Annotated in this window: 14 protein-coding genes; 4 read left to right on the top strand and 10 right to left on the bottom strand. The window is 73.0% G+C overall.

Annotation, left to right across the window (positions count from 1 at the left end; genetic code table 11):
* Positions 1–191: 191 nt before the first annotated feature.
* Both EWV39_RS11060 and hflX read right to left on the bottom strand, forming a co-directional pair.
* Positions 192–2237, bottom strand: coding sequence for an ATP-dependent DNA helicase (locus EWV39_RS11060; RefSeq protein ID WP_129659972.1), 2046 nt, complete (start codon positions 2235–2237; stop codon positions 192–194).
* The gene (gene hflX, locus EWV39_RS11055; RefSeq protein WP_129659969.1) at positions 2234–3787 is read right to left on the bottom strand and encodes a GTPase HflX; all 1554 of its coding nucleotides are present in this window, start codon (positions 3785–3787) and stop codon (positions 2234–2236) included. The genes EWV39_RS11060 and hflX overlap by 4 nt, the downstream gene beginning before the upstream one ends.
* A gap of 149 nt (positions 3788–3936) precedes the next feature.
* Here hflX and EWV39_RS11050 point away from each other — a divergent pair, with 149 nt between their 5' ends.
* Positions 3937–4542 carry a class I SAM-dependent methyltransferase gene (locus tag EWV39_RS11050; RefSeq protein WP_129659966.1) on the top strand — a complete coding sequence of 202 codons (606 nt, stop codon included), beginning with the start codon at positions 3937–3939 and terminating at the stop codon, positions 4540–4542.
* A 133-nt stretch (positions 4543–4675) separates the two neighbouring features.
* On the opposite strand, the gene EWV39_RS11045 is transcribed toward EWV39_RS11050, so the two are convergent.
* The 3 genes from EWV39_RS11045 to EWV39_RS11035 form a co-directional block, all read right to left on the bottom strand.
* Complete coding sequence (locus tag EWV39_RS11045; RefSeq protein ID WP_129659963.1) at positions 4676–5005, bottom strand: putative quinol monooxygenase; 330 nt, start codon at positions 5003–5005, stop codon at positions 4676–4678.
* Positions 5006–5072: 67 nt separating this feature from the next.
* Positions 5073–5858, bottom strand: coding sequence for an SDR family oxidoreductase (locus EWV39_RS11040; protein WP_129659960.1), 786 nt, complete (start codon positions 5856–5858; stop codon positions 5073–5075).
* Positions 5859–6042: 184 nt separating this feature from the next.
* The gene (locus EWV39_RS11035) at positions 6043–6795 is read right to left on the bottom strand and encodes an IclR family transcriptional regulator (RefSeq protein ID WP_129659957.1); all 753 of its coding nucleotides are present in this window, start codon (positions 6793–6795) and stop codon (positions 6043–6045) included.
* Positions 6796–7036: 241 nt separating this feature from the next.
* Between EWV39_RS11035 and EWV39_RS11030 the strand changes: the two genes are divergently transcribed.
* Genes EWV39_RS11030 through EWV39_RS11020 form a run of 3 tightly spaced genes read left to right on the top strand, consistent with a single transcriptional unit; the run spans position 7037 to position 12140 of the window.
* The gene (locus tag EWV39_RS11030; RefSeq protein WP_129659954.1) at positions 7037–7615 is read left to right on the top strand and encodes a hypothetical protein; all 579 of its coding nucleotides are present in this window, start codon (positions 7037–7039) and stop codon (positions 7613–7615) included.
* A complete protein-coding gene (locus EWV39_RS11025; RefSeq protein WP_129659951.1) occupies positions 7615–9225 on the top strand; it encodes a GMC family oxidoreductase in 1611 nt (536 codons plus the stop codon). Before EWV39_RS11030 ends, EWV39_RS11025 begins: the two co-directional genes overlap by 1 nt.
* 41 nt (positions 9226–9266) lie before the next feature.
* Positions 9267–12140, top strand: a complete 2874-nt coding sequence (locus tag EWV39_RS11020) for an FAD-binding and (Fe-S)-binding domain-containing protein (protein ID WP_129659948.1) — start codon at positions 9267–9269, stop codon at positions 12138–12140.
* Positions 12141–12274: 134 nt separating this feature from the next.
* Here EWV39_RS11020 and dapF read toward each other — a convergent pair whose 3' ends face one another.
* The 5 genes from dapF to recA all read right to left on the bottom strand — a co-directional run bounded on the left by dapF (position 12275) and on the right by recA (position 18002).
* Positions 12275–13174 carry a diaminopimelate epimerase gene (gene dapF / locus EWV39_RS11015; RefSeq protein ID WP_238148310.1) on the bottom strand — a complete coding sequence of 300 codons (900 nt, stop codon included), beginning with the start codon at positions 13172–13174 and terminating at the stop codon, positions 12275–12277.
* A 175-nt stretch (positions 13175–13349) separates the two neighbouring features.
* Complete coding sequence (miaA, locus tag EWV39_RS11010) at positions 13350–14234, bottom strand: tRNA (adenosine(37)-N6)-dimethylallyltransferase MiaA (RefSeq protein ID WP_238148309.1); 885 nt, start codon at positions 14232–14234, stop codon at positions 13350–13352.
* 172 nt (positions 14235–14406) lie between these two features.
* The gene (miaB, locus tag EWV39_RS11005) at positions 14407–15912 is read right to left on the bottom strand and encodes a tRNA (N6-isopentenyl adenosine(37)-C2)-methylthiotransferase MiaB (RefSeq protein ID WP_129660116.1); all 1506 of its coding nucleotides are present in this window, start codon (positions 15910–15912) and stop codon (positions 14407–14409) included.
* Positions 15913–16116: 204 nt separating this feature from the next.
* Complete coding sequence (locus EWV39_RS11000; protein ID WP_129659942.1) at positions 16117–16863, bottom strand: regulatory protein RecX; 747 nt, start codon at positions 16861–16863, stop codon at positions 16117–16119.
* Positions 16863–18002: a recombinase RecA gene (gene recA, locus EWV39_RS10995; RefSeq protein WP_129659939.1), complete on the bottom strand. Its 1140-nt coding sequence runs from the start codon at positions 18000–18002 to the stop codon at positions 16863–16865. The genes EWV39_RS11000 and recA overlap by 1 nt, the downstream gene beginning before the upstream one ends.
* Positions 18003–18152: the final 150 nt, after the last annotated feature.

Raw genomic sequence — 18152 nt, 5'->3', positions numbered from 1 at the left:
GTCCGCCCGGCGTCTTCGCGCGCAGTGGCCCGACCGAGCCGCCCGGCGTTCGACGGATCCGTCGGCCCCTCAGCAGGGGGTCGAGGAGGCCCGCGGGAGGGCACCGCCCCCCCCTCGCCCCTCGCGCCGGACTGCCCGGCCGGCGAAGGCGCACCCTCGGAGGGTTCGCGTCCTCAGAAGGAGAAGGACGCCTACCCCTCGGCGAGGCGCCGCAGGGCCCCCGTCACGGTGCTCAGCCGGTCGGTGGTCCACAGCGGCGGCAGAGCCGCCCGGAGGAACCCGCCGTAGCGCGCCGTCGCGAGCCGCGAGTCGAGCACCGCCACCACGCCGCGGTCGTCGGCGGCGCGGATCAGGCGGCCGGCGCCCTGCGCCAGCCTGATGGCGGCGTGATAGGCGGAGACCGCCATGAAGCCGTTGCCCCCGGACCTGCTCACCGCGCGGGTCCGCGCGGAGGAGAGCGGGTCGTCCGGGCGCGGGAAGGGGATCCGGTCGATGATCACCAGGCGGCACGCCGCTCCCGGGACGTCGACCCCCTGCCACAGGCTCATGGTGCCGAAGAGGCAGGCGTCGTCGTCCTCCGAGAACTCCTTGACCAGGCCGCGCAGCGAGGACTCGCCCTGGACCAGGACGTTCAGGTCCGAGTGCTCGCGCACGTACGCGGCCGCCTGCTCCGCGCCCCGCTTGGAGGAGAACAGGCCGAGCGCTCCCCCGCCGGAGGCCTCGGCGAGCTGCAGGATCCGCTCGAGCTGCTGCTCCGACACCCCGCGGGCCGGCTTCGGCAGGTCGGAGGCGAGGTACAGCATCCCCTGCCTCGGGTAGTCGAAGGGCGAGCCGACGTCCAGCCCCTCCCAGCGGGGAGCCTTCTCCCCGCGCAGGCCGAGCGAGCCGGCGACGGCGTCGAAGGAGTCTCCGATCGCCAGGGTCGCCGAGGTCAGCACCACGGTGCGGTCCTCGAACAGTCCCTCCCGCAGCCGGCCCGCCACGGAGAGCGGGGCGACGTGGAGGGTCGCCGGCTCGGTGTCCGCCGCCGGCACGTAGCCGGCCCCGGGCTGCCAGCCGCCGACGCGGCTGATCCACACGACCTCGAAGCGGCCGTCCGCCCCCAGCATCCGCTCCGCCAGCTCGAGGGTCTCGCTCAGCCGGGAGCGGGCCATCTGCCGGCCGGCGTCCGAGTCCTTGCCGTCCGGCTTGGTGTCGGAGAGCGCGGCGCGGGCGGCGTCGCGCACCAGCTCCATGGCGCGGGCCACGTCCGGCACCAGGCCGGAGGGCATCAGCTCGGCGGGCTTGCCCTCGCAGGCGGTTTCGAGGGCGTCCGCCGCGGCGCTCAGCGGATCCGAGGACGCCGAGGTGTGCTTGCGCACCCCGCGGGCCGCCGCGCGCACCATCTGGACCGAGAGGGCCCCGGTCACGGCGCCGGTCACCCGGTCCACCAGCTCGTGGGCCTCGTCCACGATCACCGTCTCGTGCTCGGGCAGCACCCCGATCCCCTCGAAGGCGTTGATGGCCAGCAGCGCGTGGTTGGTGATGACGACGTCGGCCTCCCCCGCCCGCTGCCGCGCGAGCTCGGAGAAGCACTCCTCGACGAGCGGGCACTTCCGGCCCAGGCACTCGGCCGCGGTCACCGAGACCTGCCGCCACGCCCGGTCCCCGACGCCGGGCAGCAGCTCGTCGCGGTCGCCGGTGTCGGTGGTCTCCGCCCAGGCGCGCAGGCGCGTGACCTCCTCCGCCAGGCTCGAGGGCGCGACGGAGGGATGGCCCGACGCCGAGCCGCCCTCGGAGTTCAGCGAGAACAGGGCGCTGGGGTCGTCCTCCTCCGGGTACCCGCCCTCGAGCTTGTGCAGGCAGACGTAGTTGTTGCGCCCCTTCAGCAGCGCGACCTCGGCCGGCCGCTCCAGCTGGTCCTCCAGGGTCTCCAGCAGCCGCGGGACGTCCCGGTTGACGATCTGGGACTGCAGCGCGAGCGTCGCCGTGGCGACGACGATCGGCTTCTCCGCCTCGATGGAGCGCTGGATGGCCGGGACCAGGTACGCCAGCGACTTGCCGGTCCCCGTTCCGGCCTGCACTAGCAGGTGCCGCTTGAGCTCCAGCGCCTGGGCCACGTGGGCGGCCATCCGGCGCTGGCCCTCGCGCCGCTGGCCGCCGGTGCGCTCGATCGCCGTGTCCAGCAGCTCCAGCGCGGGCTTCGCCCCGGGGAGGGTCTCCGGCTCGTCCCCCGTGGGCGCGACCGTCTGCGTCACTGACCGGCCACCGCGAAGTCCCCGAGCTCGGCCGCCATCTCGGGCCGGACGAGGACGGACATGCGGGTGCCGCCCTCCTCGAACTCGGTGCTGAGGATCTCCGCGTCCCAGGAGTGCAGGCGGGAGACCACCGCGCCCTGGGTGTAGGGCACCAGGATCTCCATCCGCACGTCCGGGCGCGGGATGGTCTCGGAGATCAGCTGCTTGAGCTCCTCGATGCCCTCGCCGGTCTTGGCGGAGACGATCGCGTGGCGGGGCTCACGCTGGCGCAGGCGCTCCACCACGTACGGGTCGGCGGCGTCGGCCTTGTTGAGCACGATGATCTCCGGGACGCCGCCGGCATCGACGTCGGCCATGACCTCGCGGACCGCCCGGATCTGCCCCTCGGGGTCGGGGTGGGAGGCGTCGACGACGTGCAGGATCAGATCCGAGTCGGCGACCTCCTCCAGGGTGGAGCGGAAGGCCTCCACCAGCTGCGTCGGCAGCGAGCGGACGAATCCGACGGTGTCCGAGAGGGTGTAGCCGATGCCGTCCGGGGTCTCGGCCCGGCGCACGGTCGGGTCGAGGGTCGCGAACAGGGCGTTCTCCACCAGCACCCCGGCGTCGGTGAGCCGGTTCAGCAGCGAGGACTTCCCCGCGTTGGTGTAGCCGGCGATGGCCACCGAGGGCACCCGGTTGCGACGCCGGTTCAGCCGCTTGGTCTCCCGGGCCGGCTTCATCGCCGCGATCTCGCGGCGCAGCTTGGCCATCCGGGTGCGGATGCGACGGCGGTCCAGCTCGATCTTGGTCTCGCCGGGGCCGCGGGAGCCGATGCCCTCGCCGCCGGCGGCGCGGCCGCCCGCCTGACGGGACATCGACTCGCCCCAGCCGCGCAGGCGGGGCAGGAGGTACTCGAGCTGCGCGAGCTCGATCTGCGCCTTGCCCTCGCGGGACTTGGCGTGCTGGGCGAAGATGTCCAGGATCAGCGCCGTGCGGTCGATGACCTTGACCTTGACGATGTCCTCCAGCGCGCGGCGCTGGGAGGCGCCCAGCTCGGAGTCGACAACGACGGTGTCGGCGCCCGTCGAGCTGACGATCTCCTTCAGCTCCAGGGCCTTGCCCGAGCCCAGGAAGGTGCCGGGATCCGGCTTGAGGCGGCGCTGGACGAGCCCGTCCAGGACCTGGGAGCCGGCGGTCTCGGCGAGCGCCGCGAGCTCGCGCAGCGAGTTCTCGGCCTCGGCCAGGGTCCCCTCGGACCAGACGCCGGCCAGGACCACGCGCTCCAGGCGCAGCTGCCGGTACTCGACCTCGGTGACGTCCTCGAGCTCCGTGGAGAGGCCGCCGACGCGGCTGAGCGCGCGGCGTTCCTCGAGCTCGCGCTGCTCGCCGTCGGCGGTGGTGTGCTCGTCCCGCCCGGCGAGCTCCTGCGCCTTGCGGTCCAGGATCGACGCGCGGTGCTCCTCCTCCGGGGAGAAGCGTCCGAGCACCCGATCCACCGTGGCCCGCAGCTGCGCGTCGCTGGGCTGCGAGGCGCCGCGATCAGCGGGTTCGGTTGAGTTGTCGTGGGGCATAGTGCCTTTCTTCTGTGTGAGCGGGCCCGCCGTGCTTCCGGCGTTCCCTCGTATCTGTATTCTATCGCCGTCCGCCCCGGAGCGTCAGTGATCGGCGTCCCTGGGGATGCGGCACGGCCCGCGGCGGCGCTGGCGTAAGATCGTGGACCATGGCCGAGCACTACTTCTCCTCGCAGACCGGCCGCGACTTCACGCCGCGGCCGCTGAGCGTCGACCTGGCCGGGGCGACCCGCGAGGTCCTCACCGCGCCGGGCATCTTCAGCCCGAAGGGGCTCGACAAGGGCACCGCCGTGCTGCTGAAGGAGGTCCCCGCCGCGCGCGGGAGCCGGATGCTCGACGTCGGCTGCGGGTGGGGGCCGCTGAGCCTCGCGATGGCGCTGCAGAACCCCGGGGCGGAGGTGCTCGGCGTCGACGTCAACGAGCGCAGCCTGGCCCTGACGGAGATGAACGCCGAGAAGCTGGGGCTGGGGAACGTCGCGGCGCGGCTGCCGGAGGACGTGGACCCCGAGCTGAGGTTCGACACGATCTGGTCCAATCCGCCGATCCGCGTCGGCAAGGAGGTCCTGCACGAGATCCTGCTGACCTGGCTGCCGCGGCTGAGCCCGGGCGGCGCCGCCTATCTGGTGGTGCAGAAGAACCTGGGCTCCGACTCGCTCGCGGCGTGGTTGGGGACGGCGCTGGGCGAGGGTTTCTCCGTGGCGCGCCTGACGACGTCGAAGGGGTTCCGGATCCTCTGGGTCCTCCGCGCGGACTAGCCCGGGGAGGCCGGGACGCCCCACGGGCCCCGCGCCTCCTCCGACCTCTCCGAGCCGCCCCGAGGGCGCACCGGGCCCCTTCGGCGCCCCGAGCCTCTCCGAGACGCGGTGCGGGGCGGGGCAGGCGAGGTCGTCAGCCGACCTTCATCTCCCCCATCTCGTCCCAGCCCTCGCCCTCCACCTGCCGTGAGATGATCTTCGGCGTCGCGGTGAGGGCCCGGCGCATCTCGCCGTCGGCGGAGGTCGCCTGGCGGAAGTGCTCGGATTCGACGTGCGGCCCGGCGGCGTCGTCGTCGAAGGCCTCCACCAGGACGAACTCGTGGGGGTCCTCCAGGCTCCTGGACCATTCGAACCATTTGTTGCCGGGCTCCGCCCGCGTCGCTTCGGTGAAGTCCTTCACGATGGCGGGCCACTGCTCGGCCTTCTCGGGTCTGACGGGGAACTTCACGACGATCAGGATCATGGCTCTGCTCCTTGAGAATCAGGTGCTGGGTGGGCGGAGACGGGAACCGCGCGGCCGGGGCGGCGGGTCACGAGAACTGCATGCCGCCGTCGACGAGCATGGTCTGGCCCGTGACGTAGTCCGAGTCCGGGCCGGCCAGGTACGAGACCAGGCTCGCGACGTCCTCGGGCACGGAGACGCGGCCCAGGAGGATGTCCTGCGAGTACTTCTTCAGCGCCTGTCCCTTCTCCAGGCCCTCCTCGGCGGCGAGCTTCTCGTCGATCAGGTCCCACATCGCGGTGCCGACGATGCCGGGGCCGTAGGCGTTGACCGTGATCCCGTGCTCGGCCCACTCCATCGCGGCGCCCTGCGTCAGGCCCCGCACCGCCCACTTGGTGGCGGAGTACGGCGAGAGCAGGGCGAAGGGCCGGAAGGCCACGATGGAGGCGGCCCCGATGATCTTGCCGCCGCCGCCCTGGGCGATCATCTGCCGCGCCGCCGCCCGGTAGGAGAGGAAGAGGCCGGTGACGTTGACGTTGAGGATCCGCTCGAAGTCCGCCTTCGAGTAGTCCACGAGGGCCTCCACCTGCGCGATCCCCGCGTTGGCGACGAAGACGTCCAGCCGCCCTCCCGCCGCGACCGCCGCCTGGACGAGCGCCCCGGTGGATTCCTCGTCGGTCACGTCCGCCTCCGCGGCGGTCGCCGTCCCGCCGGCCCTCCGGATGCCCTCCACCGTCTCCGTCGTGCCGGCGGCCATGTGGGGAAGGTCCGCGGCGACGACGTGATGGCCGTCGGCGCCCAGGCGCTCGGCGATCCCCCTGCCGATCCCTCGCGCCGCGCCGGTGACGACGGCGACTGTCTGCGTGCTGCTCATGGTGAGGCTCCTCTTCGTCCTTGAAGCAGTGGGACACCAGTGTGGGCAGGTGCCCGGCGGTTGCGGAACGCCCCTTCTCATGGGGCGAGAACGGCCCCCGCGCCGCCTTCGAGCGGCTCGGGCTCAGCCCATGCGCGGATAGCACGAGCGGCCGAGGCGGCGACCCAGCCGCTGCCTCGCCGGCTCAGCCCATGCGCAGGTAGCGCGAGCAGCGTCCGGCGTGCTCCCTCAGCACGGTCTCGATCTGCCGGTGCCGGTGGGCGGCGTCGGGGGTGCGGATGCTCATCGCGATGGCCGCCACCGCCATGCCCGTGCCGTTGCGGACGGGCACGGCCGCGCAGGTCTGGCCGGGCAGGAACTCCTCGTGCTCCCAGGCGATGCCCCGCGCGGCCACCTCGTCCAGATGGGCTTCGATGCCGGCGGAGTCCACCAGGGTCTGCGGCGTGAGCCGAGGCGTCCCGCGAGCGCGGAGGTAGACCTCCCGCTGCTCCTGCTCCATGCCGGCCAGCAGGATCTTGCCGAAGGCCGTCGCGTGCGCCGCCTCGTGGAAGCCGAAGCGCAGCGGGCGCAGCCGCGGGTGCTTCTCGCAGTCGGACAGGTAGGTGAGCACGATGTCCTCGCCCCGGTAGACGGCGAAGTACGCGGCGGCCCCGAGGGCGCGGTGCACCTGGTCCGCGGCGTGGCGGATGGACTGCGGCGCGATGACCCTCTGACGGAAGGAGAGGCCGAGGTCGAAGCACTTCGGCCCGAGCTCGAAGCTCCCCTGCTCCCTGAGGTGCACCAGATAGCCGGCGACCACGAGCTCCTGCAGGAGCCGGTAGACGCTGGGCAGGGGGATCTCCAGGCGGCCCGCCACCTCCTTCGCGCTCGCGCTGCCCGAGGCGGCCACCGCCTCCAGGACGGCGAACGTCCGCTGCACCACTGCGATCTGCGCCATGCCGGGCCTCCTCGACCTCGTCCTCGAACCGCTCGGCTCCCCACGCCCCGCCCGGCCTCGGTTCTCATCTCACGAGAATACCGATGGATCGGTGTATCCCAGGTCACATAGCCTCGTGTCCACACGGGAAGGCGGTTCCACGGCGTATGTCGGCCCCGGGCGCCCCGCAGGAGCGCCCGCGGCACCCTGCACGTCGTCGTCGCCCGTCAGATCGATGGAGATCAGCCGAAGGAGAGCCACCATGGTGTTCCCCGCCAAGTACCCCTCGCTCAACGCCGTCCAGATGACCGACGAGGCCCGCGAGACGCTCATCCGCGTCCTCCGCGTCGCCTTCCCGCACACCTGCGTGCCCGACGGCCCCTACGAGCGCACCGCCGACCGGATCCTCACCGAGGCCGAGGCCGAGACCTGGTTCCGCGTCGCCCTGTCCCAGGGCCTGCTCTCGCTCAACCAGCTCGCGGGAGGGGACTTCCGCGCCCTGGACGACGACGCCGCGCTGCGGACCCTGCGCCGCGTGGGGGGCACCGAGTTCTTCGGCTTCGTTCGCCGCACCGCCGTCCTGAACCTCTACGACGACGCCGAGGTCTGGGAGGCGCTGGGCTACGAGGGCGCCTCCTTCGATCAGGGCGGCTACCTCCACCGCGGGTTCGACGACCTGGATTGGCTGCCGGAGCCCCGGATCGAGTTCCCGCCCGACGCCGTGCTTCCGGAGATCGCCGCCGGCGCGGCTCCGCTGCCCCCGGGCGGCCCGACCCCGCCCGCGGACTCGGTGAACCAGCCCGGGGCGACAGCCTCCGACATGGAGGAGGTGAAGAAGTGATGACCGAGCAGACCCGGCCCGGCCGGAGCACCACCGGCTACAGCGTCCCCGTCGAGGAGGAGGCCGTCGTCATCATCGGGTCCGGTGCCGGCGGCGGCACCCTCGCCTACGAGCTCACGGCACGGGGCATCCCCGTGGTCGTCCTGGAAGCGGGACCGCACCTGACCCACGAGGACTACGTCAACGACGAGTGGGAGGCCTTCAACCAGATGGCCTGGCTGGACCCGCGGACCACCTCCGGGTCCTGGCGGATCGCGCGGGACTTCCCCAACCTGCCCGCCTGGATCGTCAAGGCGGTCGGCGGCACCACCACCCACTGGTCCGGGGCCACTCCCCGGTTCAAGGCCCACGAGTTCAAGGCCCGCGCCACCTACGGGCGGATCGAGGGCGCCAACCTCCTGGACTGGCCGATCGGCCTGGAGGAGCTCGCCCCGTACTACGACCGCGCGGAGAAGGCGATGGGCTCCACCCACGTCCACGGGCGCAAGCCGCTGCCGGCCAACAACAACTACAAAGTGTTCGCGGCCGGCGCCGAGCGGGCCGGCTACAGGTTCTACGCCACGGGCCCGTACGCCACCAACGCCGAGGAGTACGACGGCCGCCCGGCCTCCATCCAGGACGGCTTCAACTTCCAGGGCGACAAGAACGGCTCCAAGTGGTCCACCCTGGTCCGGGAGATCCCGCGCGCCGCCGCGACGGGGCTGCTGGACCTGCGCCCGGAGTCCCAGGCCGTCCAGATCACCCACGACGCCGAGGGCCGCGCCGACGCCGTCCTCTACCTGGACTCGGAGGGGAACCTGCACCGGCAGGCCGCCGCGACGGTGTGCCTGGCGGCGAACTCCGTGGAGACGCCGCGGCTGCTGCTGCTCTCCGGCACCCCCAGCTTCCCCCAGGGCCTGGCGAACTCCTCGGGCCAGGTGGGACGGAACTACATGCGCCACACCACCGGAACCGTCTGGGGGCACTTCGAGAAGCCCGTGCGCATGTACCGGGGGGAGACGATGGCCGGGATGATCGCCGACGAGTCCCTCCACGACCCGGACCGCGGCTTCGCCGGCGGCTACTACATGGAGACGATCTCCCTGGGCCCCGCCTTCATGGCGGCCTTCGCCGACCCCGGCTCCTGGGGCCCGGATTTCGCCGCCCTGCTGGACAGGTACCTCAACACCGCCGGCATGTGGGTGGTCGGCGAGGACATGCCGCAGGAGACCAACCGGGTCTCCCTCAACACCACCGTGAAGGACGAGAACGGCCTCCCCGTGCCGAACGTCCACTTCGACGACCATCCCAACGACGTCGCCATGCGCGAGCACGGCTACGCCTCCGGCGAGAAGGTCTTCGGGGCGGTGGGGGCGACGTCGACCCACCGGACGCCGCCGTATCCCTCGACCCACAACCTGGGCACCGCCCGGATGAGCGAGCGCCCGGAGGACGGCGTGGTGGACGGCTGGGGGCGGGCGCACGACGTGCCGAACCTGTTCATCTCCGACGGCTCGGTCTTCACCACGGGAGCGGCGGCCAACCCGACCCTGACGATCGTCGCACTGGCGATCCGGCAGGCCGAGTACATCGCCGATCAGCTCCGCTCCGGCGGGACCCGGCCCCTCTAGTATCGGGAGGAAGCCGACCGCATCAGCTCGAGGAGGAGAAGATGAGCGCACTGCTGCCAGAGGTCGAGGAGGGGCTGGTCGAGGCGCTGCGCGCCGTCGTCGAGGACGTCGGCGTCCGCGCGGTGGACCGGCTGGCCTCCGCCCACGACGCCTCGCACTACCTGCTCACCCCGCAGGCCGTCGCGACGCCGACCAGCGCCGAGGAGGTCGGCGCTCTGCTCGCAGCGGCACGGCGGCAGGGCTTCACCGTCACCTTCCGCTCCGGCGGCACCAGCCTCTCCGGGCAGAGCGTCACCGACGCCGTCCTGCTCGACACCCGCAAGGCCTTCCGCAGCATCGAGGTCCTCGACGATGGCGCCCGCGTCCGCTGCGGCCCCGGCGCCGTGGTGCGCGCGGTCAACGCCCGCCTGCTGCGGCACGGCACCAAGCTGGGACCCGACCCCGCCAGCGAGATCGCGTGCACCGTCGGCGGCGTGGTGGCCAACAACTCCTCCGGCATGGCCTGCGGCATCAAGGCGAACACCTACCGGACCCTCGAGTCGGCCGTGCTGGTCCTGCCCTCGGGCACCGTGGTGGACACGGGGGCCGACGACGCCGACGAGCGCCTGCGCGCGGCGGAGCCCCGGCTGCACGCGGGGCTCGCCCGGATCCGCGACGAGCTGCGCGCCGACCCCGGGAGCGTGGAGACCCTGCGCAGGCTGCACTCCATCAAGAACACGATGGGCTACGGCCTGAACTCCTTCCTGGACCACACCGAGCCGGTGAGGATCCTGGAGCACCTCGTGGTCGGCAGCGAGGGCACCCTGGCCTTCGTGGCGGAGGCCGTCTTCCGCACAGTCCCGATCAAGCCATGCGCCGCCACCGCGCTGCTGGTGTTCCCCGATCTGGCGGCGGCGACCGCCTGCCTCCCGGACCTGATCGCCTGCGGCCCCGCCACCGTGGAGCTGATGGACGCCACGAGCCTGCGCGTGACGCAGAGGGACCCGGACTGCCCCGAGGAGATCTCCTCCCTGGAGGTGGCAGAGCACTGCTCCCTGCTGGTCGAGTTCCAGGAGGCGGACGAAGGGACCCTCGAGGAGCGGCTCCGCGGCGCGGAGCCGCTCTGGCCCCGGCTGGACCTCCACGCGGCCGCGGCGTTCACCACCGACCCCGCCCGGCGGGCCGCCCTGTGGCATACGCGCAAGGTGCTCTTCGCGGCCGTCGCCGGCAACAGGGCGCCGGGCACCACGGCCCTGCTGGAGGACATCGCCGTCCCGGTGGAGCGGCTGGGAGCCACCTGCTCCCGGCTCATCGAGCTGTTCGACCGGCACGGATACGCCGACGCCGTCATCTTCGGCCACGCCAAGGACGGCAACATCCACTTCATGATCACCGAGGAGTTCGGCGATGACCCGAACCCGCGGGACCTCTCCCACCTGCGCCGCTACGCGCAGTTCACCGAGGAGATGGTGGAGCTGGTCCTCGCCCAGGGCGGCACGCTGAAGGCCGAGCACGGCACCGGGCGCATCATGGCCCCCTTCGTGGAGCGCCAGGTGGGCGCCGAGCTGTACGAGGTGATGCGGCGGGTCAAGCGGCTCGTGGACCCGGACCGCCTGCTCAACCCCGGCGTCCTGCTCTCCGAGGACCCTGACGCCCATCTCCGGGACCTCAAGGTGGCCCCGCCCGTGGAGGAGGAGGTCGACCGCTGCGTCGAGTGCGGATACTGCGAGCCGGTCTGCCCCAGCAAGGACCTCACCCTGACGCCGCGGGAGCGGATCGTCCTGCGCCGCGAGACGGCCCGCGCCGAGGCCCAGGGGGACCACGAGCTGGCGCGGACCCTCAGGCGCGAGTACGCCTATGACGGGGTGCAGACCTGCGCGGTGGACGGCATGTGCCAGACCTCCTGCCCCGTCCTCATCAACACCGGGGACCTGGTGCGCCGCCTGCGGGCGGAGGAGGCCGGCCGGGTGGAGGAGAAGGCCTGGCTCGCGGCGGCCAAGTCCTGGCGGGGCATGAGCCGGGGCGGCGGGCTGGCCCTCAGCGCCGCCGACGCCGTGCCGCCCGCCCTGCCCCGGCTCGCCACCGACCTGGCCCGCGGCGTCGTGGGAGCGGAGACCGTCCCGCGCTATACGGCCGACCTCCCCGCGGGCGGGCGGCCGCGCGGCCGGGTCGAGGATCCGGCGGCCGAGGCGGTGTGGTTCCCCAGCTGCACGGCGACCCTCTTCGGCCCCGCCGAGGGCGGATCCGGGGTGGGCCCGGCCCTCCGCGCCCTCTGCGAGCGCGCCGGCGTCCGGATCAGGACGCCGGAGGGCATCGGGTCGCTGTGCTGCGCCACCCCCTGGAAGTCCAAGGGCCACCGGGAGGGGTACGCGCAGATGCGCCGCACGGTGCTCGACGCCCTGGCGGCGGCCACCGAGGGAGGACGGCTGCCCGTCGTCTCCGACGCCAGCTCCTGCACCGAGGGGCTGGCCGAGATGCTCCGCTCGGCGGAGGGGACGAAGGGCGCGGCCGGCCTGGACCGGCCGATCCGCGTGGTCGACGCCGTGGCCTTCACCGCGGAGCGGGTCCTGCCGGTCCTCGTCGCGGCGGGCGAGCTCCCCGCCGCGGGGACGAGGCCCCTGGGGTCGGTGACGATCCACCCGACCTGCTCCTCCACCCGGATGAAGCTGAACGGAGCCGTCCAGCAGGTGGCCGAGGCGGTCGCCGGGGACGTGCGCGTGCCGGACTCCTGGGGCTGCTGCGCCTTCGCCGGGGATCGAGGGATGCTCCATCCGGAGCTCACCGCCTCGGCCACCGAGGCCGAGGCCGCCGAGGTGGCGGGGCTGGGATCCGAGACCCACGCCGCCGCCAACCGCACGTGCGAGATCGGCATGACGCGGGCGACCGGCAGGCCCTACCGCCACGTGCTGGAGCTGCTGGCCGAGGCGCTGAGCTGAGGGACGTGCGGGAGGCGCGGCCTTCGCGTGCCCGGGTCCGTCTCCCGGGGGGCCGCCGAGTGGCGGGGGTCCGCCGCCCAGGAGGGCCGGCCGCCGAGTGGCGGGGATCCGCCGCGCGAGGCCGGCGGGCCGGATCAGTCGAGGACCACGCGCCCGACCAGCGTCGCCGGCCCCGAGAGCACCACGTGCTCGAGCTCGTCCGGGCCGAGGACGAAGGTCGCGCCGAGCGTGCCGCCCGGCACCTCGATGACCCACTCGTCCGGGGCGTCCTCTCCCGCCCAGAAGCGGGTCGCGGCAGCCGCGGCGCAGGCACCGGTCCCGCAGGACTGGGTCTCGCCGACGCCGCGCTCGTGCACGCGCATCGCGATGCTGCCGACCGTCTCCTCCTCGTCGGTCTCCACCGGGACCACGAACTCGACGTTCGTCCCGTGCGGCGGAGCGGGCCGGACGCCGGGCGCCTCGGAGAGGCCCAGCTTATCCAGCTTCGCCTCCCCCGCCAGGGCGACGACCGTGTGCGGGTTGCCCATCGAGATCGACAGCGCCGGCCGGGGCGTGCGCAGTCCCCTGGCGGTCACCGTGGAGTCGCTGCCGCCCTCCCGCGCCTCGTCGCCGTGGATGAACCCCCAGGGGCCCATGTCCACCGCGTAGCCGGTCTCGGTCCGCGCGACCGTCTTGGCGCCGCCGCGGGTGCCGATGGTCAGGCGCCCGTCCCCGCCCGGCTCGGCGAGGCCGCGCCGGAGCAGGTAGTGGACGAAGACCCGCACGCCGTTGCCGCACATCTCCGAGATCGAGCCGTCGGCGTTGCGGTAGTCCATGAACCACTCCGCCTCGGGCGAGGCGGCCAGCAGCTCGCGCCCCTCGGGGAGGCTCTCGGAGCGCACCGCGCGGATCAGGCCGTCGGCGCCCACGCCGCGGTGCCGGTCGCAGACGGCGGCCACGAGGGCGGCGTCCAGGGCCAGCTCGGCCTCGGGGTCGGTCAGCAGCACGAAGTCGTTGCCCGTGCCGTGGCCCTTGGTCAGCTCGACGCCGGCCAGCTCGCCCCAGGCCGCGTCGGCGCGGGGGGCATCACCCGGCTCGGCGGGTCGGTCGGAGGGGCTGGGCGGGGTCTGCGGCTGCGTTGAAGTCACGCTCACGATTCTAGCCGCGCGGCGCGGGGACCGTCACGTACGAGAGGGCGAGGTGGAACCGGCGCGAACACCGGCCGCCGGCTCAGCCCGCCTCCGCGATCCGGCGCAGGGCCCGCCGCAGCTGCTCTTCCGGGGGCTCCCGGAAGTCGGTCCACTCCACCCGCGGATCCGCGGAGAACCAGGTCACCTGGCGCTTGGCGAGCCGGCGGGTCGCCGTCGTCGTCGCCTCGGCGGCGGCCTCCACGGTGCTGAGGCCGTCGAGGACCTCCAGGAACTGGCGGTAGCCCAGGGCGCGCGAGGCGGTCCGCCCCCGGCGCAGCCCGACGGCGTCGAGCCGCGCGACCTCCTCCGGGAGACCGCGCTCCACCATCCGGTCCACCCGCCGGGCGAGCCGCTCGTTCAGCGCGCCCCGCGGGCCGCCGAGCCCGATCTGCACCGCCGGCCGCACGTACTCGCGCCGGGGCATGAAGGAGGTAAAGGGGCGGCCGGTGATCCGGTGGACCTCGAGCGCGCGGACCAGTCGGCGGTCGTCGGCCACGCGCTCGGCGGACTCCGGGTCCACTTCGCGCAGCTCGGCCAGCAGCGCGCTCCGCCCCCGCCGGGCGAGGTCCTCCTCGATCTCCGCCCGGGCCCGCGGGTCGGTGCCCGGGAACTCGAGCCGGTCCAGAGCCGCCCGGACGTAGAGGCCCGAGCCGCCGACCAGGATCGGGACCCGCCCTCGCGCCAGGACGGCGTCGATCGCGGCGCGCGCCTGCTCCTGGTAGAGCGCGACCGAGGCCTCCTCGGTCACCTCCAGCACGTCGAGGAGGTGGTGGGCGACGCCGCCCCGCTCCTCGGGCGCGAGCTTGGCCGTGCCGATGTCCATCCCGCGGTAGAACTGCATCGAGTCGGCGTTGACGACCTCGCCGTCCAGCTCCCGGGCGAGCGCGACCCCCAGGTCGGACTTGCCGGTGCCGGTGGGACCCACGACGGCGACGACGGGACGCTCCGCGCCAGCCCGTTCGGTCCCCCCTCGGCCGGCGCCGGTGCGGCCGGGCTCGGGACGATCGGCGGCACCGCCGGTGGTCTGAGAGCGCACGGCCTCGGTGAGCCCGGCCTCAGCGGATCCGCTCTCGGCCCGGCCGGCCTCCGTCACGCCGCTACCCCGCCCCGGGCAGGCCCAGCGAGGGCCGGCGCGGGATGCTCGGCATGCCGAGATTGGTGGTGCCGGGCTGCGCTTCCCCGGCGCCGCAGGACTCCAGCTGGGAGCGGTCCCAGGCCTCCCCGGCGCGGGAGCGGCGGACCGAGTAGTCCTCGGGCTCCGGGTCCGCGATGAGGTGGAACGGGGCCGTCTCGGTGATCTTCAGCGTCACGAGGTCGCCGGGGCGCGGCTGCTCGGCCCCGGCGGGGACGGAGAAGTGGACCAGGCGCTGGTCGGGGGTGCGGCCGGAGAGGCGATGGGTCTTCTCCGACTTCCGGCCGGAGTCGGCGGCGACCATGACCTCCACCGTGCGTCCCAGCTGCGCCGCGTTCTCCTCGGCGCTGATCCGGTCCTGCAGCGCGACCAGCCGCTCGTAGCGCTCCTGGACCACGGCCTTGGGGACCTGGTCCTCCATCTCGCCGGCCGGCGTGCCGGGTCGGATCGAGTACTGGAAGGTGAAGGCGGAGGAGAAGCGGGCGCGCTCCACGACGTCGAGCGTCGCCTGGAAGTCCTCCTCGGTCTCTCCGGGGAAGCCGACGATGATGTCGGTGGTGATCGCGGCGTGCGGGATCCGCTCGCGGACCCGCTCCAGGATGCCGAGGAACCTCTTGGAGCGGTACGAGCGCCGCATGGCCTTGAGGACCCGGTCGGAGCCGGACTGCAGCGGCATGTGCAGCACCGGCATCACGTTGGGGGTCTCGGCCATCGCGTCGATGACGTCGTCGGTGAAGGCCGCCGGGTGGGGGCTGGTGAAGCGGACCCGCTCGAGCCCCTCGATCTGCCCGCAGGCCCGCAGCAGCTTGGAGAAGGCCTGCCGGTCGCCGAACTCGACGCCGTAGGAGTTCACGTTCTGCCCCAGCAGCGTGACCTCGATGGCGCCGTCGTCGACCAGGGCCTGCACCTCGGCGAGGATGTCGCCCGGGCGCCGGTCCTTCTCCTTGCCGCGCAGGGAGGGGACGATGCAGAAGGTGCAGGTGTTGTTGCAGCCCACGGAGATGGAGACCCAGCCCGAGTAGACGGAGTCGCGCTTGGTGGGCAGGGTCGAGGGGAAGACCTCGAGGGACTCCAGCAGCTCGGTGGCCGCGCGCTCGTTGTGGCGGGATCGCTCCAGCAGCGTCGGCAGCGAGCCGATGTTGTGGGTGCCGAAGACGACGTCGACCCACGGGGCCTTCTCCACGATCGTGTTCTGGTCCTTCTGGGCGAGGCAGCCGCCGACGGCGATCTGCATCCCCTCGCGGGACCGCTTGACCGGCGCGAGCTGGCCGAGGTGGCCGTAGAGCTTGTTGTCCGCGTTCTCCCGGACGGCGCAGGTGTTGAAGACGACGAGGTCCGGGGCGCCGCCGAGCTCGGGAACGTAGCCGGCGGACTCGAGGAGCCCGGAGATGCGCTCGGAGTCGTGGACGTTCATCTGGCAGCCGAAGGTCCGCACCTCATAGGTGCGGTGCTCGCCCGTCTCGGCGTCGATCCCCGGCTGGGGCGCGTCGGCGGTCTGGGGGCTGAGGGTCGGCTGGTCGATCACGTTGGCACTCACCCTGCCAGGGTACAAGATGCGCCGCGGCGGGAGAGAACGGCTTGATCCCGGCCACAGGGACGGCGGAGTCGGCGGGGCCGCCGCTTGGGAGATCAGGCGGGCCCGTCCCCGAGCGCCCCGCCAGGGCGCGAGAGGGCGTCAGAGGCCGGCGTCGTCGTCCTCCGGCGGCTCCGCGCCGCGCGCCTCCAGCTCCTCGCGGATGAGCTCGAAGGCCATGCCCGGCGAGTATCCCCGGCGGGCGAGCATCGACGCCAGCCTCCGCACGACCTTCTCCCGGGCGACGCGGTCGGCCAGCTCGCCCTCGTGGGCCAGCTTCTTGCGGACCAGCTCGCGGGCGTCCTCCCGCTCGTCCTCGTCCTCCCGCTGGGCCAGCGCCTCCTCGGCCAGCTCGCCCGTCACGCCCTTCTGCGCCAGTTCGCGCCGCAGGGCGGGGCGGGCCAGCTTCCGGCTGGAGGCGCGGGAGCGGACGTACATCTCGGCGTACTGGCGGTCGTCCACCAGCCCGAGCTCCTCGAAGCGGTCCAGGACCCGTGCGATGACCGCCTCGGAGACTTCCTTCCGGCGGAGCTTCTCCTCCAGCTGGGCTCGGCTCCTCGCCGAGGCCGCGAGCTGGCGCAGGACGATCTCCTTGGCCTGCTCGTACTCGCCGGAGCCGTTCCCCGGAGCGGACGAGGGAGAACCGCCGTCACCCGCCTGCCCGGCAGTAGTGGGGGCCGGGGGCTCAGCAGGAGGCGAAGAGGCGGACCCCGCCCCCTCCGCGGTCCCCTCCCCCGTCCGCCGGGGCCCCGAAGGTCCCTCCGGGGCGCCGCCCAGCCTGGAACCACGACGGCGGCGGCCAGAACCGTACCGGTTCCGGCCGCCGCCGCGACCCGAGGAGAGGGTCATCAGAAGTTCTCGGGCAGGGCGTCCAGGGGATCGTCGCCGAGCTCCTCGGCTGCGCCCTCAGCGGCGGCGGCCGGAGCCGGAGCCTCCTGGGAGCCGTCCTCCTCCGTGTCGATGATGCCCGCCTTGATCAGCGTCTTGTGCTGGATCTCCTCGGCCAGCTCGGGGTTGTCCTTGAGGAAGCGGCGGGAGTTCTCCTTGCCCTGCCCCAGCTGGTCCCCCCCGTAGGTGAACCAGGCGCCGGACTTCTTCACGATGCCGTGCTCGACCCCCATGTCGATGATGCCGCCCTCCACGGAGATTCCCTCCCCGTAGAGGATGTCGAACTCCGCCTGCTTGAACGGCGGGGCCATCTTGTTCTTGACGATCTTGGCCTTGGTCCGCGAGCCGACCGGGTTGGCTCCGTCCTTGAGGGTCTCGATGCGGCGGATGTCGATGCGCACCGAGGCGTAGAACTTCAGCGCCTTGCCGCCGGTGGTGGTCTCCGGGCTGCCGAAGAACACGCCGATCTTCTCGCGCAGCTGGTTGATGAAGATGGCGGTGGTGCCGGTCTGGGACAGGCGGCCGGTGATCTTGCGCAGCGCCTGGGACATCAGGCGGGCCTGCAGGCCGACGTGGGAGTCGCCCATCTCGCCCTCGATCTCCGCGCGGGGAGTCAGGGCGGCCACGGAGTCGATCACGATGATGTCGATGGAGCCGGAGCCTACCAGCATGTCCATGATCTCCAGGGCCTGCTCGCCCGTGTCCGGCTGGGAGACCAGCAGGGCGTCGGTGTCCACCCCGAGCTTCTCCGCGTAGACCGGGTCCAGGGCGTGCTCAGCGTCGATGAACGCAGCGATCCCGCCGTTCTTCTGGGCGCTGGCGACCGCGTGCAGCGCCACCGTGGTCTTGCCGGAGGACTCGGGGCCGTAGATCTCGACGACGCGGCCGCGGGGCAGCCCGCCGATGCCGAGCGCGACGTCGAGCGAGAGGGCGCCGGTGGAGACGGTCTCGGTCTTGACGGCCTCGCGGTCGCCGAGCCGCATCACGGATCCTTTGCCGTAGTTCTTGTCGATCTGGGCCAGGACGGTCTCGAGCGCCTTCTCCCGGTCCGATTCCGCGGCACGGGTGGCCGGAGCCGTATTGCGCGATTTAGCAGCCATGATTACCTCATTTCCCTGCCCGCCCCGCCGGGTGCGAGCGAATGAATATCTTGCGATCCGTTTCCCACTGTAGTGGGGAGGACTGACAAGTTAAGCGCCGTCCGGCTCCCTGTGGACGCTCCGTCCGGCACCGCTGTTCTCCTGCTCCAC

It is taken from the genome of Rothia halotolerans (assembly GCF_004136635.1).
Taxonomy (GTDB): Bacteria; Actinomycetota; Actinomycetes; order Actinomycetales; family Micrococcaceae; genus Rothia; species Rothia halotolerans.
Note: the sequence above shows the minus strand (reverse complement) of the source record. Positions and strands in the feature narration are given on the sequence as shown.

Bases quoted from the DNA above. Each gene is read 5' to 3' on its own strand.
- EWV39_RS11040 (WP_129659960.1), bottom strand. From the start codon at position 5,858: ATGAGCAGCACGCAGACAGTCGCCGTCGTCACCGGCGCGGCGCGAGGG.
- recA (WP_129659939.1), bottom strand. From the start codon at position 18,002: ATGGCTGCTAAATCGCGCAATACGGCTCCGGCCACCCGTGCCGCGGAA.
- hflX (WP_129659969.1), bottom strand. From the start codon at position 3,787: ATGCCCCACGACAACTCAACCGAACCCGCTGATCGCGGCGCCTCGCAG.
- EWV39_RS11035 (WP_129659957.1), bottom strand. From the start codon at position 6,795: ATGGCGCAGATCGCAGTGGTGCAGCGGACGTTCGCCGTCCTGGAGGCG.
- EWV39_RS11030 (WP_129659954.1), top strand. From the start codon at position 7,037: ATGGTGTTCCCCGCCAAGTACCCCTCGCTCAACGCCGTCCAGATGACC.
- EWV39_RS11045 (WP_129659963.1), bottom strand. From the start codon at position 5,005: ATGATCCTGATCGTCGTGAAGTTCCCCGTCAGACCCGAGAAGGCCGAG.
- EWV39_RS11000 (WP_129659942.1), bottom strand. From the start codon at position 16,863: ATGACCCTCTCCTCGGGTCGCGGCGGCGGCCGGAACCGGTACGGTTCT.
- EWV39_RS11025 (WP_129659951.1), top strand. From the start codon at position 7,615: ATGACCGAGCAGACCCGGCCCGGCCGGAGCACCACCGGCTACAGCGTC.
- EWV39_RS11020 (WP_129659948.1), top strand. From the start codon at position 9,267: ATGAGCGCACTGCTGCCAGAGGTCGAGGAGGGGCTGGTCGAGGCGCTG.
- EWV39_RS11050 (WP_129659966.1), top strand. From the start codon at position 3,937: ATGGCCGAGCACTACTTCTCCTCGCAGACCGGCCGCGACTTCACGCCG.